Genomic DNA, 16,391 nt, shown 5'->3' on the forward strand with positions numbered 1-16,391 from the left:
GGGTCGGGGCTCAGCCGTGGCCGGGCACGAAGGGTTCGCGGAGGCCGCGCTGTTCGAGGACGGGGAGCAGGTCCTTGCTCAGCCGGCCGAGGCCGTCCTCGAAGTCGACGTAGCCGATCAGCATGCCGTCGATGCCCGCGTCCGAGATCGTCTGGAGCTGGTCGGCGACGTGGTCGGCGTCGCCGCAGAAGATCGAGCCACCCGCTCCGGCGGCGGCCCTCAGGTGCAGCACGTCGCGGGTCTCCTGGGACAGGGCCTGGGAGTTGATCGCGCGCTCCTTCATCCAGGCGCGGATCGAGTCCTCGTCGGCGTTGTCGACGGCGATCCGCTTCAACGCGGCCTCGGCCTCGGCGTTCGTGTCCCGCTGGACGATCGTCGACATGATCCAGACCTGCGTCTCGCGGCCGGTCTCCTCGCGGGCGGCGGCCTTGTAGGACTCGACCTGCGCCCGCCAGGTGGCCGGATCGGACGAGGTCAGGCTGATGAAGCACATGTCAGCGTTGGCCAGCGCGAACGCACGGCCCGCGGACGAGCTGCCCGCGCTCATGATCGCCGGGCGTGGGCGCTGGACCGGTCGTGGGCGGGAGGCCGCCTTCGCGACCTGGAAGAACGGGCCGTCGTGGTCGAACTCGACGTCCTCGGTCCACAGCCGCGTGATGATGCCGAGCCACTCGGCGAGGTGGGCGTAGCGCTCGTCGTGCTCCTTGAGCGGCGCACCGAACATCTCGAGCTCGGGACGGCTCCACCCGGCGACGACGTTCAGCCCGAACCGGCCCCCGGAGACGATGTCCACCGTCGCCGCCATCTTGGCCGCCGCGATCGGGTGGATCGTGGGGGCGTGCGAGGTGGCGAACACCGCGGCGTGCCGGGTCGCCTGGGCGATTCCCGCCGCCCAGGTGAACGGTTCCAGGGTCACCCCCGACGGATGGTCGGGGTGGCCGACCTCGTGTCCCTTCCAGCGTGCGTAGGCGACGATCGCCTCCAGGCCGGCGGCGTCGGCGAGCTGGGCCGCGCGCAGGTTCTTCTCCCAGGACGGGGTGTGGACCTCGGGGACGAGCGTGTTGGCCGTCCCCTTCCCGTTGAGCCCGAAGACACCCATCTTCAACCGGTTGGGCCCGAAGATCGGGTTCGTGGAGGTCGGGTCTGTCATCGTCGATCACCCATTTCTCGTGTCCGGTCAGCGGTGGAAGGTCGCGAAGGTCTCCACGGGGACCCGCGAGGTGCGCAGCGAGTTGGCGGGCTCGTCCGGGTCGATCCACCCGATCCCGACGCCGCACACGACGATCTCGGTCTCGGGGATCAGGAGGCGGCGGCGCACGATGTCCGGCCAGGACGCGACGGCGACCTGGGGCAGGAGTCGAGCCCGTGGCCCCGCGCGGCGAGCATCAGGTTCTGGACGAACATGCCGGCGTCGAGCAGGCTGCCCCGGCCCATGTCCCGCTCGACGGTGACGAACACGCCGACCGGGGCCCCGAAGAACGTGTAGTTGCGGGCGCGCTGCCGGTGCGCCGCGTCCCGGTCGCCCCGGGCGACGCCGACGGCGCTGTAGAGGCCCCACCCGCACTCCCGTCGCCGGTCGAGGTAGGGGCTGCGCCACTGCCCCGGGTAGTAGTCGTAGTCCGGGCGGGGTGCCGTCCCGCGGTCGTGCTCGGCGACCAGGTCGGCACCGAGCTCGCGCAGGGTCCCGCCGGTGACGACGGAGACCCTCCAGGGCTGGGTGTTGCTGCCGCTGGGTGCCCGGGAGGCGGTCGCGAGCAGCTGCCGGACGAGCTCCTCGGGGACGGGGTCCGGGAGGAAGCCCCGCACCGCCCGCCGACCGATGATCGCCTCGTCGACGGCGGTGCTCACGGCCGTGCTCACGAGGCCGCCCTCGCACGCCGGAGCTGCTCGACCTCCGCCGCGCTGAAGTCGAAACGGCCGAGGATCTCGTCGGTGTGCTCACCCGCCAGTGGCGCGCGGGTGGTCACCGGGTCCCCGGCGCCCATCTTCACGGCCGTGGTCATGGTGCGGTACCGGCCCACCTCGGGGTGGTCGTGCTCGGTGACCAGTCCCTCCGCCAGCACCTGCGGGTGCTCGAACATCTCCCCGATGTCCCGCAGGGCGACGACCGGGACGCGGCCGACCATCTCCTGCTCCCACTCGACAGCCGTCCTGGCGAGCAGGGCCTGCTTGATCTGCGGCATGAGGGTCGCCCCGTGCTGCGCGCGCTTCACCAGGGTGTCGTAGCGGGGATCGTCCGCGAGCTCCGGCAACCCGATGGCCTCGCAGAACGCCGTCCAGAACTTCGCCGTCCCGGCCTGGAAGTACAGGTAGCCCTCCTTGGTCTCGACGGCGCCGCTGGCCTGGCTCGAGTCCGGCTCCCGCTGCACGTCCCGCGGTTCCGAGTCCGCCCAGACGAACCGCCCGACCTGCAGCGCGATCGCGGACCGGAGCAGCGAGATCTCGACGTGCTGGCCCGCCCCGGTCCGGTACCGGTGCAGCAGCGCCGCGATCACCCCCTGTGCGAGCAGCGCCGAGGCGTAGAAGTCCACGATGGACCCGCGCAGGATCTGGGGGGACCCGACCGACAGTCCCTGGGCCATGGCCATGCCGGTGAAGCACTGGAGCATCTGGTCGTATCCCGGGTGGCGGCGCATCGGCCCGTCGCCGTTCCCGTAGCCGGTCAGCGAGCAGTAGACGAGGTCCTCGCGGACGGCACGGAGCGCCTCGTAGCCGATGCCCAGCGACTCCGCGACGCCCGGCCGGAAGTTGTGCACGACGACGTCCGCGGCGGCGACCATGCGCAGGAACGCCTCCCGGCCCTGCTCGGACTTGAGGTCGAGCCGGATCGACCGCTTGTTCCGGTTCGCGCCCAGCACGGCGCGGTTCTCCCCCTTCAGCGTGGAGGGGTAACGACGCATCATGTCGCCGTCCGGCGACTCCACCTTGATCACGTCGGCGCCCTGGTCGCCGAGGAGCGCGCAGCCGTAGGGGCCGGCCAGGTAGCTCGTCAGGTCCAGGACGACCATGCCGTCGAGGGCTGAGCTCATCACTCGTGTCCTTCCGTCGTCGAGGCGAGTAGTTCGCGGGCACGCGCCACGACCGGGTCGTCGATCATGCGTCCGTCGAGCAGGAAGGCACCGGCCCCGTCGGAGGCGTGCCGGGCTGCCGCGTCCACCACGTCCCGTGCCCAGCCCAGCTGGCGGGCGGTCGGGCGGTAGACCTCGCGGATCACGTCGATCTGGGCCGGGTGGATCGCGGCCTTGCCCCCGTAGCCGAGGGCCTTGCCCCGCGCCGCGCTGGCCCGCAGGCCCGCGACGTCGGCGACGTCGGCGAAGACGGTGTCGCGCGGCCTGCCGAGCCCCGCGGCCCGGGACGCGATGGGGAGCAACGCACGCGGCGTGTCGAACACCGACTCGTCGGGCCCCCAGTCGATGCCGAGGTCCGTGGTCAGGTCGCCGGCCCCGAAGGAGAGCCCGAAGGGCCGGGCGAGTGCGGCCCCGGCGCGTGCGACGAGCGGGAGATCCACGACTCCCTTCGCGGTCTCGATCACGGCACCGAGCGGGACGGACCCCTCCGCGACACCGGCCCGCCGTTCCGCGCCCGTGAGGTGGTCGTCGACGCGGTGCAGCGTCTCCACGTCGTCGATCTTCGGGGCGACGACGCCCGCGAGACCGGGCCGCACCACGGCGGCGAGGTCGTCCGCGGCGGCGGCGACACCGAAGGCCCGCGAGACGGCGACGGGGTTGATCCGTAAGGTGCAGCGCCCCGGCAGCCGCCCGACGAGTTCGGCGGCGGCGTGCCGGGCGGTCTCCTTCTCCGCGGCAGGTACCGCGTCCTCGAGATCGAGGACGAGCGGGACGCCGAGCGCCTCGGCCTTCTCCCGCAGCCGCGCGACGTGCGCGGGCACGAACAGGGATACGACGTCGCGCCACGTCATTCCGGGATCCGGTACGTCGCGGCGGCCGTGCGGTAGAGGACCTGGTCGCGCTCGTCGTCGGTGAGATCCGCGATCGAGGCCGTGTAGCGCGACCACAGATCGGCGTAGGAACAGGCGAGCCGATCCACTGGGAAATTGCTGGCGAAGAATGCGCGATCCGTTCCGAACAGATCGAGGAGTTCGTGCACGACCGGACGGATCGACTCCGCGGTGAAATCGAGGTCGTACAGCATGAATGCGGAGATCTTCATGCGCACGTTCGGCAGCCCGGCGAGCTCGGCGACGCCGCGCCGCCACATCGGGAAGGTCTCCGCGTCCCGCTGGTCGACCAGCGCACAGTGGTCCATGACCACCAGCAGCTCGGGATGGTCGCGGGCGACGGACACGGCGATGTCCAGCTGTGTCGGGTGGACCTGCAGGTCGAGCGAGAAGTCGTGCTTCGCCAGCAGGCCGACGCCGGTGTGCCACGCCGGGTCCTGGGAGGGGTCGGCATGTCCCGCCGTGACGGCCTTGCTCAGGATCTGGCGGACCCCACGCATCCGGCCGCTGAGTGCCGCCTGGCGCTCGATCCCCTCCTCGACGTCGTCCACCGTGAGGTCGGCACCCGCGACGATCGCGTGCGGGAAGCCGCGCGACCGGGCGGTGTCGTTCGCGGTCTCCTCCAGCCAGGCGGTCTCCGCGAACGGTTCGGTGCCCGCCGCGAGGTGCACGGACTTCGTGACGCCGGCGCTGTCGACGTCGGCGAGGAAGTCCTCGACGAGATAGTTGCGGCGGATCGCGGAGTAGTCGCCGTACGACTTCGGCTGGATGTCGTCCGTCAGCCACGGATAGTGCAGCGTGCCCAGGTCCCACAGGTGGTGGTGGGCATCGATGATTCGCACGGACGATTCCTCCCCGATGAGGTGATGATTGTCTGTCGCGACGTACGGGGAGAACGGTAATCGCGACGAACGGAAGGAGTCCAATCGAATGGTGTGATACGCTCATAAATGAAATTTATTGATGGGTGGGGGCGTGGACGGACATCGCAGGCAGGCGCTCGAGCACTTCAAGCTCGCGGAGATCGAGGCCTTCGTCGCCGTGGCCGAGCTCGGCAGCTTCACCGCCGCCGCCAAGCGGCTGCATCTCACCCAGCCGGCCACGACGAGCCGCATCCAGCGCCTCGAGGCGGCCGTGCGGACCCAGCTGCTCACGCGGAACACCCGCCGCGTCGAGCTGACCGCCGCGGGGGAGCGGTTGCTCGCCGGGGTGGATCCCCTGCTCGACCAGCTGGACCGCTTCCTCGGCGGGTTCGTCCAGGACGGCGAGGAGCCGGCGGGCTCGGTGATGCTGGCCTCGACCCCCCACCTGGCGACCTCGTTCCTGCACCCTGCGCTGCAGACCTTCCACGCGCGGTACCCGGCCGTCGAGGTCGTCGTCTCGGACCTCGAGTACGACGACGTGCTCGCCGCGGTCGACGACGGTGAGGCCGACCTGGCGCTCCTGACGGCACGGGCCGCCGGACGGCCGGGAGCGATCGAGCTGGGGAGCGACGAGGTGGTGCTCGTGGTCCCCGTCGCCCATGAGCTGCACGGGGCGGACCGGGCCGGCGTCGCGGCCGTCGCCGGCCTGGAGCTGCTGGTGATCCGCCCCTACCAGGCGGTCTTCGATCAGCTGTCCGCCGGCGCCCGCGCCGCGACCGGCGGCCCGGGGCCGGGCGTCCGCTGGATCGGGAGTCTGACGACGCTGCTCGGCCTCATCGACTCGGAGGCCTCACGGACCGCGTTGATGACCCGGCGTGCGGCCCTCCGGCACGGCATCGCGGCCGACCGTCTCGTGTCGGTCGTCGGGGTCGATCTCCGCCGCTACTACAGCCTCTTCCAGTCCCGGTACTCCGCACGGAGGAGTGCGGTCGTGGCGCTCCGCGAGCACCTCGAGTCGGCTCTGCCCTTCCGGTGACGGCGGAGGGTCAGCCGGCCGGGTCCCCCTGGTGTGCCGCTGTGGTGCAACAGGTGCCGGCGGATCCCGCCCCGCCGGCGGTCCGTCCGCACTCGCAGCGTCCCGCCGCCCCTCCCGGTGTGCCGGCCGGGTGCACGGAGGTGGCCTCGGGGGCGTCGGCCTTGACGGTGTAGACCTCCCACGGTTCGGCGCCCGGCGCGTGTACCCACACCTTGTCCTGCAGGGCATAGCAGCAGGTGGTGTCCTCCTCGGTCCGGGTGAACAGGCCGAGTGCCGACAGGCGTCCGGTGGCCCGGTCGACCTCCTCGGTGGTCCCGACCTCGACGCCGAGGTGGTCCATGACGGTGGGCTCGCCGGCGTCGCCCTCGATCAGGACGAGCTTCAGCGGGGGGTCGGTGACGGCGAAGTTCGCGTAGCCGGGGCGCCGCTTGGCGGGCTCGACCCCGAACAGGGACCGGTAGAAGGCGATCGAGCCCTCGAGGTCGGCGACGCGTAGTGCGAGCTGGACCCGTGACATGACGACTCCTTGATTCGATGACTGTCGATACAGAGCTTGCGCCGCTGTTTCGACATCTGTCAAGGTAGATGGATGTCGAAACACGTGCGGACGAGCGACGTGGTCGGGTGCTGCTCGCCGCTGGTGGCCGAGCCGCTGTCCGCCGACCGGTCGGCCGAGCTGGCCCGGGTGTTCAAGGCGATGGGCGACCCGGTGCGGCTCCGCCTGCTCTCGCTGATCGCCTCGCACGCCGGCGGTGAGGCGTGCGTGTGCGACCTGACGGACGTGTTCGACCTGACCGGGGCCACCATCTCCCACCACCTGAAGGTCCTCCGCGAGGCGGGCCTGATCTCGGGGGAGCGGCGGGGGACCTGGGTCTACTATCGCGTCCACCCGGACGTGCTCGGCCGGCTGTCCGCCGTCCTGCTCCCCACCCGTTCCGCGGAGGACGCGGCGGTGGCGCCGTGAGCACCGGGCCCGGCGCCGGCACCTCGACCGGTCCCGGGACGGCGCCGGTGGCCGCCCGTATGTCCACCCTGGACCGGATGCTCCCGGTCTGGATCCTGGTGGCGATGGCCGTCGGCCTGCTGGCCGGGCGCCTGGTCCCCGGGCTGGGGCCCGCGCTGGACGCGGTGACGGTCTCGGGGGTCTCCCTGCCGATCGCGCTCGGGCTGCTCGTGATGATGTACCCGGTGCTGGCGAAGGTCCGCTACGACCGCATGGACTCGGTCGTGGGGGACCGGCGGCTGATCGTCGCGTCGCTGGTGCTGAACTGGGTGGCCGGTCCGGCGCTGATGTTCGCGCTCGCGTGGCTGCTGCTGCCGGACCTGCCCGAGTACCGGACCGGCCTGATCGTCGTCGGGCTGGCCCGCTGCATCGCCATGGTCGTCATCTGGAACGACCTGGCCTGCGGGGACCGGGAGGCCGCGGCCGTGTTGGTGGCGCTCAACTCGGTGTTCCAGGTGATCGCGTTCGCCGCGCTGGGCTGGTTCTACCTCGACCTGCTGCCCGGATGGCTGGGGCTCCCCGTCACCGACCTGGACGTCTCGCCGTGGCAGATCGCCGGGTCGGTGCTGGTGTTCCTCGGCGTGCCGCTGGTGGCCGGCTACCTGTCCCGGCGCGTGGGCGAGAGCACCCGCGGGCGCGACTGGTACGAGTCACGGTTCCTGCCCCGCGTCGGCCCGCTCGCGCTGTACGGGCTGCTGTTCACCATCGTGGTCCTCTTCGCGCTCCAGGGGCAGGCGATCACCTCACGGCCGCTCGACGTGGCCCGGATCGCGGTGCCGTTGCTGGCCTACTTCGCGCTCATGTGGGCCGGTTCCTTCGCGCTCGGGAAGGCGATCGGGCTCGGCTACGCCCGGACCACGACACTCGCCTTCACCGCGGCCGGCAACAACTTCGAGCTGGCCATCGCCGTCGCCGTCGCCACGTTCGGTGTCACCTCCGGCCAGGCACTGGCCGGGGTCGTCGGACCGCTGATCGAGGTCCCGGTCCTGGTCGCACTGGTCTCCGTCTCGCTCGCCGCACGCCGACGCTGGAAGGGTCCCGCATGACCGCTGTACCGGAGGTCCTGTTCGTCTGCGTGCACAACGCCGGCCGGTCCCAGATGGCCGCCGCGTTGCTCGCCCGTCACTCGCGGGGCACCGTGACCGTCCGCTCCGCCGGATCGGCACCCGCCGCCACGATCGACCCGGCCGTGCGCGAGGTGATGGCGGAGATCGGGATCGACCTCGACCGTGCACACCCGAAGCCGCTGACCACCGACGCCGTCCGGGCGTCCGACGTCGTGATCACGATGGGCTGCGGCGACGCCTGCCCGGTCCTCCCCGGCAGGCGCTACCTGGACTGGCAGCTCGACGACCCCGCAGGACGCACCCCCGACGAGGTCCGGCCCATCCGTGACGAGATCGACCGCCGGGTCCGGGACCTGCTCGCCGAGCTCGTCCCCGGCGCGGCTCCCGGCGGCTGACGCCCGGGACCTCAGTGGACGGCGACGGGAACGCGCGGCCGCTGGGACCGCCGGTACTCGGCCACCAGCGTCCGCAGCACCCGGGTGCCGTCGGCGAAGGTCCGCAGGTTCGTCTCGCCGTGGACGCGGGCACGCTCGACCGACGCGACCTCGGCGATCCTCAGCCCGGCGGCGGCGATCCGGCAGTTGAGGATCGTCTCGATCTCGAACCCGTCGCCCCAGGCCAGCGGGCCGCCCGCGTCCGGCGTCTCGACGGCCGGCAGCTCCAGGACCGGCAGGACGTCCGCCCAGAACGCGTTGTAGCCGTAGCAGAGGTCCGTGTAGGACGTCCGGAACAGCAGGTTGGCGACCGCGTTGAGGCCGGCGTTGCCGCACCTGCGCAGCGGGGTGATGTCGTCGCTCCCGCCGCCGGAGCGGAACCGGCTCCCCTTCGCCACGTCGGCGCCGTCGACGAGGGCCTCGACGAAGGCGGGGATCTCGGCGGGGTCCGCCGACCCGTCCGCGTCGAACATGACGACGATGTCGCCCGTGGCCGCGGCGAAGCCGCAGGCCATCGCGTTGCCCTTGCCGCGCCGGGTCTGCGTGACCACGGTCGCGGCGGGCAGCACCCGGCGCGCCACGTCCGTCGTACCGTCCACCGAGTGCCCGTCGACCACGACGACCTGCGAGACCAGCGGCTGGGCCGACAGCTCCGGCAGCACGATCTCCAGGTTGCGCGCCTCGTTGCGGGTCGGCACGACGACCGACACCGTCGGGCACGAGCTGCGTACGGGACCGGTGCCCGCCGGGTGGATCGGCGATACGGGGTGGTGGTGCGGCATGGGTCTCTCCTCTGTGGGGCCGGGTCTCAGCGTCCGGGTGGAGTGGCTCCAGGTAAGGCCGTGCCGCTGCGGCACCCTCAAGGGGCCGCGGCATGACGTGCGTCACGTCTCCGACTTCGGTCGGGTGGTCCCAGCCTCTCGACCGATGCGCGACACCGGACGGCGTTCCTAGCGTCGGGCCCGTGCCCAGATCCCGTCCGCCCGTGCCCGGTCCGTCCACACCCACCCCGGAGTCGGAACGCCTGCTGGCCCCCGACCTGGCGCGGGGGGTGATGCTGCTGCTCATCGCGCTCGCCCACTCCCGGATGCTGCACGGGGGAGGCAACTCGATGACCACCCCGGCCGGTGGCGGCCCGCTCGACGTCGCCGTCCAGTGGCTGCTGACGTCCTTCGTGGACGCGCGGTCCGCCCCGCTGTTCGGGCTCCTCTTCGGATACGGCCTCGTGCAGATGACCCGGCGCCTCTCGGGCCCGGGCGGGGACCCGGCGCAGGCGCGGCGGCTGATCCGGCGCCGCGGGGCGTGGCTGGTCGTGTTCGGTGCTGCCCACGTCGTCCTGCTCTACGGCGGGGACGTCATCGGTGCCTACGGTGTGGTCGCCGTGGTGTTCGCGGGGGTGGTCTCGTGGTCCGGGCGCCGGCTGGGGATCGTCACCGCGGTGACCCTCCTGATCGGGGTGGCCGCCTCGACCCTCCTCCAGACGGCGGCCGCGTCCGACACGCCGCTCGCCGTCGGGCCGACGCTCGTGGACAGTGCGCTCCAGCGCGCGGTGGCGCTCCCGCTGCTGCCTCTCTCCGCGCTCACCGTGCTGCCGGCGGTGCTGGTCGGTGTCTGGGCCGGCCGGATGCGCCTGCTGGAGCAGCCCGACCGCTACCGGTCGCTGCTGTGGCGCGTCGTCCTGCTCGGGTTCCCGGTCGCCGTCCTGGGGGCGCAGCCGGTCGCGCTGCAGGCCGTCGGGGTGTGGACGCCGGGCACGCCCGGTGCCGCTGCCGTCGCGGTGGCGGTGTTCGCCGGGACCGGCATCGCCGGGGGGCTCGCCTTCATGGCGGCCATCGCGCTCGTCGCCGACCGCATCGGGGGCACGCGCGGCCGGGTGACGACCGCGCTGGTGGCGTGCGGCCGGCGGTCGATGACCTTCTACATCGCCCAGTCGCCCGTGTGGCTGGTCCTCACCGAACCGTCCCTGCTGGACCTGGGCGGCGGGCTGGGTGCCGCCGCGGCCGCGGGGGTCGCGGTCGCCACGTGGGCGGCCACCGTCGTCATCGCGGACCTGCTGCGCCGCACGGGCCGGCGCGGGCCGGCCGAGGCGCTCCTGCGCCACCTCACCTACCGGACCCCGGCGCGACGTCGCGAGACCGCACCGGCGTAGGCGGCCCACGGCGCGCGGCGCGGCGCGGTTTGCCGCGCCGCGGAACGGGAACCATCGGGCATGGCTGACACGTATCGCGTGACCGAGATCGTCGGGACCTCGTCGGACGGAGTGGACGCCGCCATCCGCTCCGGTATCGCCGACGCCTCCAAGACCCTCCGCAACCTGGACTGGGCACAGGTCAGCGACATCCGGCTGCACCTCGACGACGGCGCCGTCCAGCACTTCCAGGTCGCCATGAAGGTCGGGTTCAAGGTCGAGACCGACTGAGGCCCCGACCGGTCCGTCCGCGGACCGGGACGATGATGGCCGACCGTGGACCCACGGATCCGGCGGCGCAGCCCGGACGACCTGCCCGGGTGCGTCGCCGCGCTGGCCGCGGTGCACGGGACCGACCGGTACCCGATGGTCTGGCCCGGCGACCCCGCAGGGTGGCTCGCACCGGACGGACTCCTGGGTGCCTGGGTGGCGACGGTCGACGACGTCGTGGCCGGGCACGTGCTGCTCACCGCGGACGCCGGCGCAGCGCACGTCGGGACGGTCGGCCGGCTGTTCGTAGCCCCCCGGGGACGGCGCCGGGGGATCGCGCGGCTGCTGCTCGACCATGTGCGGGAGCACGCCCGGCGGCACGGGCTGACGCTCGGGCTCGAGGTCGCCGAGCCCGGCGGTGACGCCGCGATCGAGCTCTACGAGCGGACCGGGTGGACGCACGTCGGGACCGGGACCGCCGGCTGGACGGCGCCCGGCGGCGGCCCGGTGACGCTCCGGTACTACCGGTGCTGAGCCGCCGCTCCCGGCCGGACCGGGGTACGGTGCCCCTCGACGGCGATGGGGCTCCGCCGACAACCGCCCGCCCGGGCTGATGGCTCCTACCCGACCGGAGACGGCCGTGTGGGAGTGGTGTGCGTGGACGAGCATCGGTCACGGAGGAACCCGCGGACGCCCGCGGTGCTGGGGGCGGTGGCGGCCGGCGGCGTCGCCGGCGCGGAGGCCCGCTGGGTCCTGGGCGTGCTGTTCCCCGACGGGCCGGGCGGCTGGCCGTGGACGACGTTCGTGATCAACCTGTCGGGCTGCCTGCTGATCGGGGTCCTGCTCACCGTCCTGGTCGAGCTGACCACCCCGCACCCGCTGCTCCGCCCGCTGCTCGCGACCGGCGTGCTGGGCGGGTACACGACGTTCTCGACGTGGTCGGTCGACCTGCTGCACCTCGCCGCCGCGGGCCGCACCGCCGCCGCCGTCGGCTACCTGGTGGCGACGCCGCTGCTCGCCGTCGCGGCGTGCGGTGCGGGTGTCGCGCTCACCCGCCGGGCCGCGCGCCGGGGGACCGGCCGGTGACCGCGTCGTCGGCGCTTCTGGTGGCGCTCGGGGCGGCGGTCGGGGCACCGCTGCGGTACCTGCTCGACCGGCTGGGCCGCCGGGTGGTCCGGACCGCGTTCCCGTGGGGGACGTTCGCCGCGAACGTCATCGGGTCGTTCGTGCTCGGCGGGCTCGCCGGTGCGTCGGCGGCGCTCCCGCCGTGGGCCCAGCTGCTGGCCGCGACCGGCTTCTGCGGCGCACTGACGACCTACAGCACCTTCAGCTACGAGGTGGTCGCACTCCTCGACGTCCGCGAGCGGCTGACGGCGACGGCGTACCTGCTGGTCAGCATGATCGTGGGGGTCGGGTCGGCGGCCGCGGGATGGGCGCTGGCCGGACTCGCGGTCTAGGCCAGCCGGGCCAGCATCGTCCGGTTGCTCGTCCTGGTCTTGCGCAGCAGCGAGCCGACGTGCTTCTCGACCGTCTTCGCCGAGATGGCCAGCGTGCGGGCGATCTGGCGGTCGGTGAGGCCGTCGGCGACGAGCGCCCGGACCTCCTCCTCCCGCGGCGTGATCCCCGGGAGACCCACGGTGCGCCGCGGCGCGGCGAGCCGCCCGAGCTGCTCGTCGGCGAGGAGGGTCTCGCCGCGTCCGGCGGCACCGACGACGGCGGCCAGGCGTGCCCCGTCGGCGTCCGGGTCGACGCAGCCCTTCACCCCGGCGGCGACGGCGGCGCGCAGCCGCTGGTCGGGGCAGTCCTCGGCGAGCAGGACGACGGCCGGCGGGTCGGGGAGGGCCGCGAGGCGGTCGAGCACGCCGAGGTCGTCGCCGAGCAGTTCGTGGTCCACGACGAGCACGTCCGGGCCGAGGAGCCGGCAGGCGCCGGCGATCCGGTCGGCGTCGGCGGCGTCGGGGACCTCCGAGACCATGCCGAGCCCGGGTTCGCCGAGCTGCAGCAGGCGGACGATCCCGGCGCGCACCACCGGGCGGGCCGCGGCGACGAGCACCCCGGTCCGGACCCGGCCCGGTGCGGCCGGGGCCACCGTCGTGCAGGGCACGGTCAGGCGCAGCCGGGTCCCGGACCCGGGGCTGCTGTCGATCTCGAGCTCGCCGTCGAGGCGGCGGGCCCTGGCCGCCATGGAACGCAGGCCGAGGCGCGCGCCCGCGGCCGCGACGTGCAGCCGGGTGCCCGCCGAGGCGTCGAACCCGCGGCCGTCGTCCTCGACCAGGACGGTGAGCGTGCCGGGGCCGTGCACCACCCCGACTCGCACGCAGGCCGCGCCGGCGTGCACCGCGACGTTGAGCAGCGCCTCCTGCACCGTCCGGAACACCTCGTCGGCGGTCTCGGCGGGGATCGTCCCGGAGCCGACGGTCACGAGGTCCGCGCGGGGGGTCCCCTGCGCCTCCACCCAGGCGAGCTCCTGGCGCACGGCCTGTTCGAGGGTGCGCCCGGCGAGCGCACCGCTGTCGGCGAGCGCGAGCGCGGCGTAGTCGGCGAACAGTTCCGCGAGGTGGACGTCGGCGGAGGAGAAGCCGGCGATCCCGCCGGTGACGACACAGGCGCCGACGATGCGGGGGCCGCGCCGGACCGGCACGGCGAGGACCGGGCGGCGCCCGGGGGACTCGTCGTGCACCGGCGCGCGGGTCGCGAGCAGCCGGGCGACGACGTCGCCGGGCACGCCGCCGTCGTCCACCGCCCCCGCCCACGATCCGCGGGCCTCGTCGACGCGCACGACCCACCCGGCACCGCCGGTGAGCGTGCGCAGGTGGTCGGCGATGCGGTGCAGCAGGGGGTCGCCGTCGCCGGGGTGCACGGACCCCGGGGGGCCGGGACGGGCCGCGAGTGCGCCCGACGGTGCCGCTGCGACCACCAGCCGTCCTCCTCGACGCATGATGCATACAAGATGCATTGATGGAGTGAGAGTAGGGTCGCGCCGAGTCGAGGGCAAGGGCGGTGACGTGGCGGGAAACGGTGGTGTGCCGGCGGGGACATCGGCCAAGGAGCGCGCCTACCGCGACACGAAGTCACGCATCCTCGACGGCTCGTTCCCCGGCGGGGACCTCATCACCGAGGGCCAGGTCGCCGAGACGCTCGCCATGAGCCGCACCCCGGTGCGGGAGGCGTTCCTGCGCCTCGAGGCCGAGGGGCTGCTGCGGCTGTTCCCCAAGCGCGGGGCGCTCGTGGTCGCGGTGTCGCCGCACGAGGTCGAGGACGTGCTGGAGGCCCGCGAGCTGGTCGAGGGGCACGCGCTGGAGAAGCTCTGCGCGGTGTCCGAGGCCGAGCGCGCCGTCGTGGCCCGCGCCCTGCGTGACGTGCTGGACGTCCAGCGCGCCGCGCTGGCCTCGGGCGACCAGCGGGCGTTCGCCGAGGCCGACCGCCGCTTCCACATCACCGTCGTCGAGAGCGCGCGCAACGCGATCCTGCTGGAGCTCTACGCCTCGCTGCGCGACCGTCAGCTGCGGATGAACCTCGGCTCGCTGGAACGGGGGCCCTCCCGGCCGCACGAGATCCTCACCCAGCACGAGGCGATCGTCGACGCGCTGGGCCGCGGGGACCGCGCCGGGACCCGCGAGCGGCTGCGGGACCACCTCGACGCCACCCGCGTCTCCGTGCTGGGGGGCCAGCGGGCCGGTACCCGCCCCGCAGGGGGTCATCCGATCGGCGGCTGACCCCTCGTCGTGGGGGAGATCCCCCAGGGCCGGGGGTGGGGACTCTCCCCGTGGTCGGCCGGTCGGGGCGCTCCTAGTGTCCGTCGTCGCCGGGCGGTGCCCGGCCGCCCCGCCGGACCGTCGCACGGCGACCGGGAGCGGGGCGCCCACCGGATCCGCGGAGGACCGCATGCCGGGACTGACCCTTGCCGAGGCACGCCGGATGCTCGACGCCGGGCTGGCCGAGGCCGACCGCATCGGCCAACCGATGAACGTCGCCGTCGTCGACGCCGGCGGGCACCTGCTGGCCTTCGCCCGCCAGGACGGCGCGATCCGCGCCAGCATCGACATCTCCCAGCGCAAGGCGGTGACGTCGGTCCTCATGGAGGCCCCGACGGGCGCGCTGACCCCGCTGGTCCAGCCCGGCGCCGAGCTGTACGGCCTGGAGCAGACCGCCGGCGGGCTCGTCGTCTTCGGCGGCGGGATCCCCGTCCACCGCGACGGCGAGCTGGTCGGCGCCGTCGGCGTCAGCGCGGGCTCCGTCGAGCAGGACACCCTCGTCGCCGAGGCCGCCGTCGCGGCGATCAAGGAATGAGGGGCCCGCGATGACGCGATCCGTGGCACCGTCGCCGCTCGTCCGTGAGTGCGTCGGCGAGCTCGCCGGCACGTTCGTCCTCGTCGTCTTCGGCACCGCCGCGGTGGCGCAGATGGTGGTCTCCGGCGGCGACGCCGGTGACTGGGCCACCCTGACCTGGGGCTGGGTCGCCGGCCTGATCATGGGCATCTACGTGGCCGGGCGCCTCGGCGCCGGCCACCTCAACCCGGCCGTCACCCTCGCGATGGCGGTCTACCGCGGACTGCCGTGGCGCAGCGTCCTGCCCTACATCGCCGCGCAGACCCTCGGGGCGTTCCTCGCCGCGCTGGTGACCCGCGGGGTGTACGCCTCGGGGATCGCGTCGGTCGACCCCGGCCTGACCACGGCGTCCCAGACGATCTTCTCGACGCTGCCCAACCACGGGATCGGGACGGCGTTCTTCGACCAGATCGTCGGCACCGCGCTGCTGGTGTTCGTCCTGTTCGCACTGCTCGCGACGCTGCAGGGCGCCGCGGGCCAGCTGCTCCCGCTGATGGTCGGGTTCCTGCTGCTCGGGATCGGCTTCGCGTGGGGCACCAACGCCGGCTACGCGATCAACCCGGCCCGTGACTTCGGGCCCCGGCTCGCACAGTGGCTCACCGGCTACGACGGCGCCTGGGGCACCGCCGACGGCACGCCGTACTGGTGGCTGCCGATCGTCGCGCCGGTGATCGGTGCGCTGATCGGCGGTGGCCTGTACGTCCTGCTCATCGAGCGTCTCGAGGTGCCCGCGGCCCTCGCCGCACCGGCGCCCGCACCGACCCCGGAGTCCGCCGAGGCCGGGGCCGTCGCCGACCCGCGCCACCCGATCACCGCGGTCGAGGTCGTCCCCGGCGACCTGCCGTCCCAGCCGTCCCCGCCCCCGAAGGAGGCGTCCCGATGACCGTCGACCTGACCCCCGCCGACTACCCGCTCTCGGTCAACCGGCCCGAGCTGCTCCGCACGCCCACCGGCAAGGCGCTGTCCGACATCACGATGGCCGCCGTCGTCGCCGGTGACGTCACCGCCGAGGACCTGCGCGTGACGCCCGCGACGCTGGTCATGCAGGGCAGCATCGCCGAGTCGATGGGTCGCCGTCAGCTGGGCGAGAACTGCCGCCGTGCCGCGGAGATGACCGCCATCCCCGACGACGAGGTCCTCGCCATGTACAACGCGCTGCGCCCCAACGCGTCGAGCGCGGACCGGCTCGAGTCGATCGCCGCCCGGCTGGAGGCCACCTACTCCGCCCCCCTGTGCGCCGCGCTCGTCCGCGAGGCCGCGCAGGTCTACGCCGCCCGCAACCTGCTCGCCGAGGAGGACTGAC

The 16,391-nt window shown here is 73.6% G+C and carries 22 protein-coding genes and 1 riboswitch; of the genes, 13 read left to right on the forward strand and 9 right to left on the reverse strand.

The window, feature by feature from the left end; translation table 11 throughout:
* Positions 1 to 10: 10 nt before the first annotated feature.
* The 6 genes from PP1_RS24730 to PP1_RS24755 are packed head-to-tail and all read right to left on the reverse strand — an operon-like array spanning position 11 to position 4,800.
* Positions 11 to 1,150 (reverse strand): LLM class flavin-dependent oxidoreductase, encoded by a 1,140-nt coding sequence (locus PP1_RS24730; protein WP_010227603.1) that lies wholly within the window; start codon positions 1,148 to 1,150, stop codon positions 11 to 13.
* A 27-nt stretch (positions 1,151 to 1,177) separates the two neighbouring features.
* Positions 1,178 to 1,318: a hypothetical protein gene (locus tag PP1_RS24735; protein WP_010227607.1), complete on the reverse strand. Its 141-nt coding sequence runs from the start codon at positions 1,316 to 1,318 to the stop codon at positions 1,178 to 1,180.
* The gene (locus PP1_RS24740) at positions 1,300 to 1,860 is read right to left on the reverse strand and encodes a nitroreductase (RefSeq protein WP_010227609.1); all 561 of its coding nucleotides are present in this window, start codon (positions 1,858 to 1,860) and stop codon (positions 1,300 to 1,302) included. Before PP1_RS24740 ends, PP1_RS24735 begins: the two co-directional genes overlap by 19 nt.
* Positions 1,857 to 3,029: a CaiB/BaiF CoA transferase family protein gene (locus tag PP1_RS24745; RefSeq protein ID WP_010227610.1), complete on the reverse strand. Its 1,173-nt coding sequence runs from the start codon at positions 3,027 to 3,029 to the stop codon at positions 1,857 to 1,859. Before PP1_RS24745 ends, PP1_RS24740 begins: the two co-directional genes overlap by 4 nt.
* Complete coding sequence (locus PP1_RS24750; RefSeq protein ID WP_010227611.1) at positions 3,029 to 3,919, reverse strand: HpcH/HpaI aldolase/citrate lyase family protein; 891 nt, start codon at positions 3,917 to 3,919, stop codon at positions 3,029 to 3,031. Before PP1_RS24750 ends, PP1_RS24745 begins: the two co-directional genes overlap by 1 nt.
* On the reverse strand, positions 3,916 to 4,800 hold the full coding sequence (locus PP1_RS24755) for an amidohydrolase family protein (RefSeq protein WP_010227612.1): 885 nt from the start codon (positions 4,798 to 4,800) through the stop codon (positions 3,916 to 3,918). Before PP1_RS24755 ends, PP1_RS24750 begins: the two co-directional genes overlap by 4 nt.
* Positions 4,801 to 4,933: 133 nt before the next feature.
* Here PP1_RS24755 and PP1_RS24760 point away from each other — a divergent pair, with 133 nt between their 5' ends.
* Positions 4,934 to 5,857 (forward strand): LysR family transcriptional regulator, encoded by a 924-nt coding sequence (locus PP1_RS24760; protein ID WP_010227613.1) that lies wholly within the window; start codon positions 4,934 to 4,936, stop codon positions 5,855 to 5,857.
* Between the two features lie 10 nt (positions 5,858 to 5,867).
* Here the strand turns inward: PP1_RS24760 and PP1_RS24765 are convergent, their stop codons facing one another.
* Positions 5,868 to 6,374 (reverse strand): ArsI/CadI family heavy metal resistance metalloenzyme, encoded by a 507-nt coding sequence (locus PP1_RS24765; protein ID WP_010227614.1) that lies wholly within the window; start codon positions 6,372 to 6,374, stop codon positions 5,868 to 5,870.
* Between the two features lie 72 nt (positions 6,375 to 6,446).
* Between PP1_RS24765 and PP1_RS24770 the strand changes: the two genes are divergently transcribed.
* Genes PP1_RS24770 through PP1_RS24780 form a run of 3 tightly spaced genes read left to right on the forward strand, consistent with a single transcriptional unit; the run spans position 6,447 to position 8,322 of the window.
* The gene (locus PP1_RS24770) at positions 6,447 to 6,821 is read left to right on the forward strand and encodes an ArsR/SmtB family transcription factor (RefSeq protein WP_029239387.1); all 375 of its coding nucleotides are present in this window, start codon (positions 6,447 to 6,449) and stop codon (positions 6,819 to 6,821) included.
* A gap of 59 nt (positions 6,822 to 6,880) precedes the next feature.
* Positions 6,881 to 7,906, forward strand: coding sequence for an ACR3 family arsenite efflux transporter (gene arsB, locus PP1_RS24775; protein WP_050802309.1), 1,026 nt, complete (start codon positions 6,881 to 6,883; stop codon positions 7,904 to 7,906).
* Positions 7,903 to 8,322 (forward strand): arsenate reductase ArsC, encoded by a 420-nt coding sequence (locus tag PP1_RS24780; protein ID WP_010227617.1) that lies wholly within the window; start codon positions 7,903 to 7,905, stop codon positions 8,320 to 8,322. Before arsB ends, PP1_RS24780 begins: the two co-directional genes overlap by 4 nt.
* 11 nt (positions 8,323 to 8,333) lie before the next feature.
* On the opposite strand, the gene PP1_RS24785 is transcribed toward PP1_RS24780, so the two are convergent.
* Positions 8,334 to 9,143, reverse strand: a complete 810-nt coding sequence (locus PP1_RS24785; RefSeq protein ID WP_010227618.1) for a glycosyltransferase family 2 protein — start codon at positions 9,141 to 9,143, stop codon at positions 8,334 to 8,336.
* A gap of 182 nt (positions 9,144 to 9,325) precedes the next feature.
* Between PP1_RS24785 and PP1_RS24790 the strand changes: the two genes are divergently transcribed.
* From PP1_RS24790 to crcB, 5 genes are all read left to right on the forward strand, one after another.
* A complete protein-coding gene (locus PP1_RS24790; protein WP_170918912.1) occupies positions 9,326 to 10,510 on the forward strand; it encodes a DUF418 domain-containing protein in 1,185 nt (394 codons plus the stop codon).
* Between the two features lie 60 nt (positions 10,511 to 10,570).
* Positions 10,571 to 10,780 carry a dodecin gene (locus tag PP1_RS24795; protein WP_033200357.1) on the forward strand — a complete coding sequence of 70 codons (210 nt, stop codon included), beginning with the start codon at positions 10,571 to 10,573 and terminating at the stop codon, positions 10,778 to 10,780.
* Between the two features lie 45 nt (positions 10,781 to 10,825).
* The gene (locus PP1_RS24800) at positions 10,826 to 11,293 is read left to right on the forward strand and encodes a GNAT family N-acetyltransferase (RefSeq protein ID WP_010239660.1); all 468 of its coding nucleotides are present in this window, start codon (positions 10,826 to 10,828) and stop codon (positions 11,291 to 11,293) included.
* A gap of 32 nt (positions 11,294 to 11,325) precedes the next feature.
* Positions 11,326 to 11,389, forward strand: a riboswitch (Fluoride riboswitch).
* A 27-nt stretch (positions 11,390 to 11,416) separates the two neighbouring features.
* Positions 11,417 to 11,845: a FluC/FEX family fluoride channel gene (locus tag PP1_RS24805; protein WP_249266033.1), complete on the forward strand. Its 429-nt coding sequence runs from the start codon at positions 11,417 to 11,419 to the stop codon at positions 11,843 to 11,845.
* Entirely contained in the window at positions 11,842 to 12,216 is a 375-nt protein-coding gene (gene crcB / locus PP1_RS24810) for a fluoride efflux transporter CrcB (protein ID WP_010239667.1), read from the forward strand. The genes PP1_RS24805 and crcB overlap by 4 nt, the downstream gene beginning before the upstream one ends.
* Here crcB and PP1_RS24815 read toward each other — a convergent pair.
* Positions 12,213 to 13,676 carry a LuxR C-terminal-related transcriptional regulator gene (locus PP1_RS24815; RefSeq protein ID WP_010239670.1) on the reverse strand — a complete coding sequence of 488 codons (1,464 nt, stop codon included), beginning with the start codon at positions 13,674 to 13,676 and terminating at the stop codon, positions 12,213 to 12,215. The two genes, crcB and PP1_RS24815, sit on opposite strands and share 4 nt — an antisense overlap.
* An 88-nt stretch (positions 13,677 to 13,764) precedes the next feature.
* Here PP1_RS24815 and PP1_RS24820 point away from each other — a divergent pair, with 88 nt between their 5' ends.
* The 4 genes from PP1_RS24820 (at position 13,765) to PP1_RS24835 (ending at position 16,390) form a co-directional block, all read left to right on the forward strand.
* Positions 13,765 to 14,475, forward strand: a complete 711-nt coding sequence (locus PP1_RS24820; RefSeq protein ID WP_227013342.1) for a GntR family transcriptional regulator — start codon at positions 13,765 to 13,767, stop codon at positions 14,473 to 14,475.
* 169 nt (positions 14,476 to 14,644) lie between these two features.
* Complete coding sequence (locus tag PP1_RS24825) at positions 14,645 to 15,049, forward strand: GlcG/HbpS family heme-binding protein (RefSeq protein WP_029239851.1); 405 nt, start codon at positions 14,645 to 14,647, stop codon at positions 15,047 to 15,049.
* A gap of 10 nt (positions 15,050 to 15,059) precedes the next feature.
* Positions 15,060 to 15,971: an MIP/aquaporin family protein gene (locus PP1_RS24830; protein ID WP_033200358.1), complete on the forward strand. Its 912-nt coding sequence runs from the start codon at positions 15,060 to 15,062 to the stop codon at positions 15,969 to 15,971.
* Positions 15,968 to 16,390, forward strand: coding sequence for a diol dehydratase small subunit (locus tag PP1_RS24835; protein ID WP_010239681.1), 423 nt, complete (start codon positions 15,968 to 15,970; stop codon positions 16,388 to 16,390). The genes PP1_RS24830 and PP1_RS24835 overlap by 4 nt, the downstream gene beginning before the upstream one ends.
* Position 16,391 lies beyond the last annotated feature (1 nt).

Origin of the sequence: Pseudonocardia sp. P1, assembly GCF_000178675.2 — a bacterium.
Classification (GTDB): domain Bacteria; phylum Actinomycetota; class Actinomycetes; order Mycobacteriales; family Pseudonocardiaceae; genus Pseudonocardia.

Excerpts from the sequence above, each read along its gene's own strand:
- PP1_RS24730 (WP_010227603.1), bottom strand. The coding sequence starts at position 1,150 with ATGACAGACCCGACCTCCACGAACCCGATCTTCGGGCCCAACCGGTTG.
- PP1_RS24745 (WP_010227610.1), bottom strand. The coding sequence starts at position 3,029 with ATGAGCTCAGCCCTCGACGGCATGGTCGTCCTGGACCTGACGAGCTAC.
- PP1_RS24750 (WP_010227611.1), bottom strand. The coding sequence starts at position 3,919 with ATGACGTGGCGCGACGTCGTATCCCTGTTCGTGCCCGCGCACGTCGCG.
- PP1_RS24765 (WP_010227614.1), bottom strand. The coding sequence starts at position 6,374 with ATGTCACGGGTCCAGCTCGCACTACGCGTCGCCGACCTCGAGGGCTCG.
- PP1_RS24770 (WP_029239387.1), top strand. The coding sequence starts at position 6,447 with ATGTCGAAACACGTGCGGACGAGCGACGTGGTCGGGTGCTGCTCGCCG.
- arsB (WP_050802309.1), top strand. The coding sequence starts at position 6,881 with ATGTCCACCCTGGACCGGATGCTCCCGGTCTGGATCCTGGTGGCGATG.
- PP1_RS24780 (WP_010227617.1), top strand. The coding sequence starts at position 7,903 with ATGACCGCTGTACCGGAGGTCCTGTTCGTCTGCGTGCACAACGCCGGC.
- PP1_RS24785 (WP_010227618.1), bottom strand. The coding sequence starts at position 9,143 with ATGCCGCACCACCACCCCGTATCGCCGATCCACCCGGCGGGCACCGGT.
- PP1_RS24795 (WP_033200357.1), top strand. The coding sequence starts at position 10,571 with ATGGCTGACACGTATCGCGTGACCGAGATCGTCGGGACCTCGTCGGAC.
- PP1_RS24825 (WP_029239851.1), top strand. The coding sequence starts at position 14,645 with ATGCCGGGACTGACCCTTGCCGAGGCACGCCGGATGCTCGACGCCGGG.
- PP1_RS24830 (WP_033200358.1), top strand. The coding sequence starts at position 15,060 with ATGACGCGATCCGTGGCACCGTCGCCGCTCGTCCGTGAGTGCGTCGGC.
- PP1_RS24835 (WP_010239681.1), top strand. The coding sequence starts at position 15,968 with ATGACCGTCGACCTGACCCCCGCCGACTACCCGCTCTCGGTCAACCGG.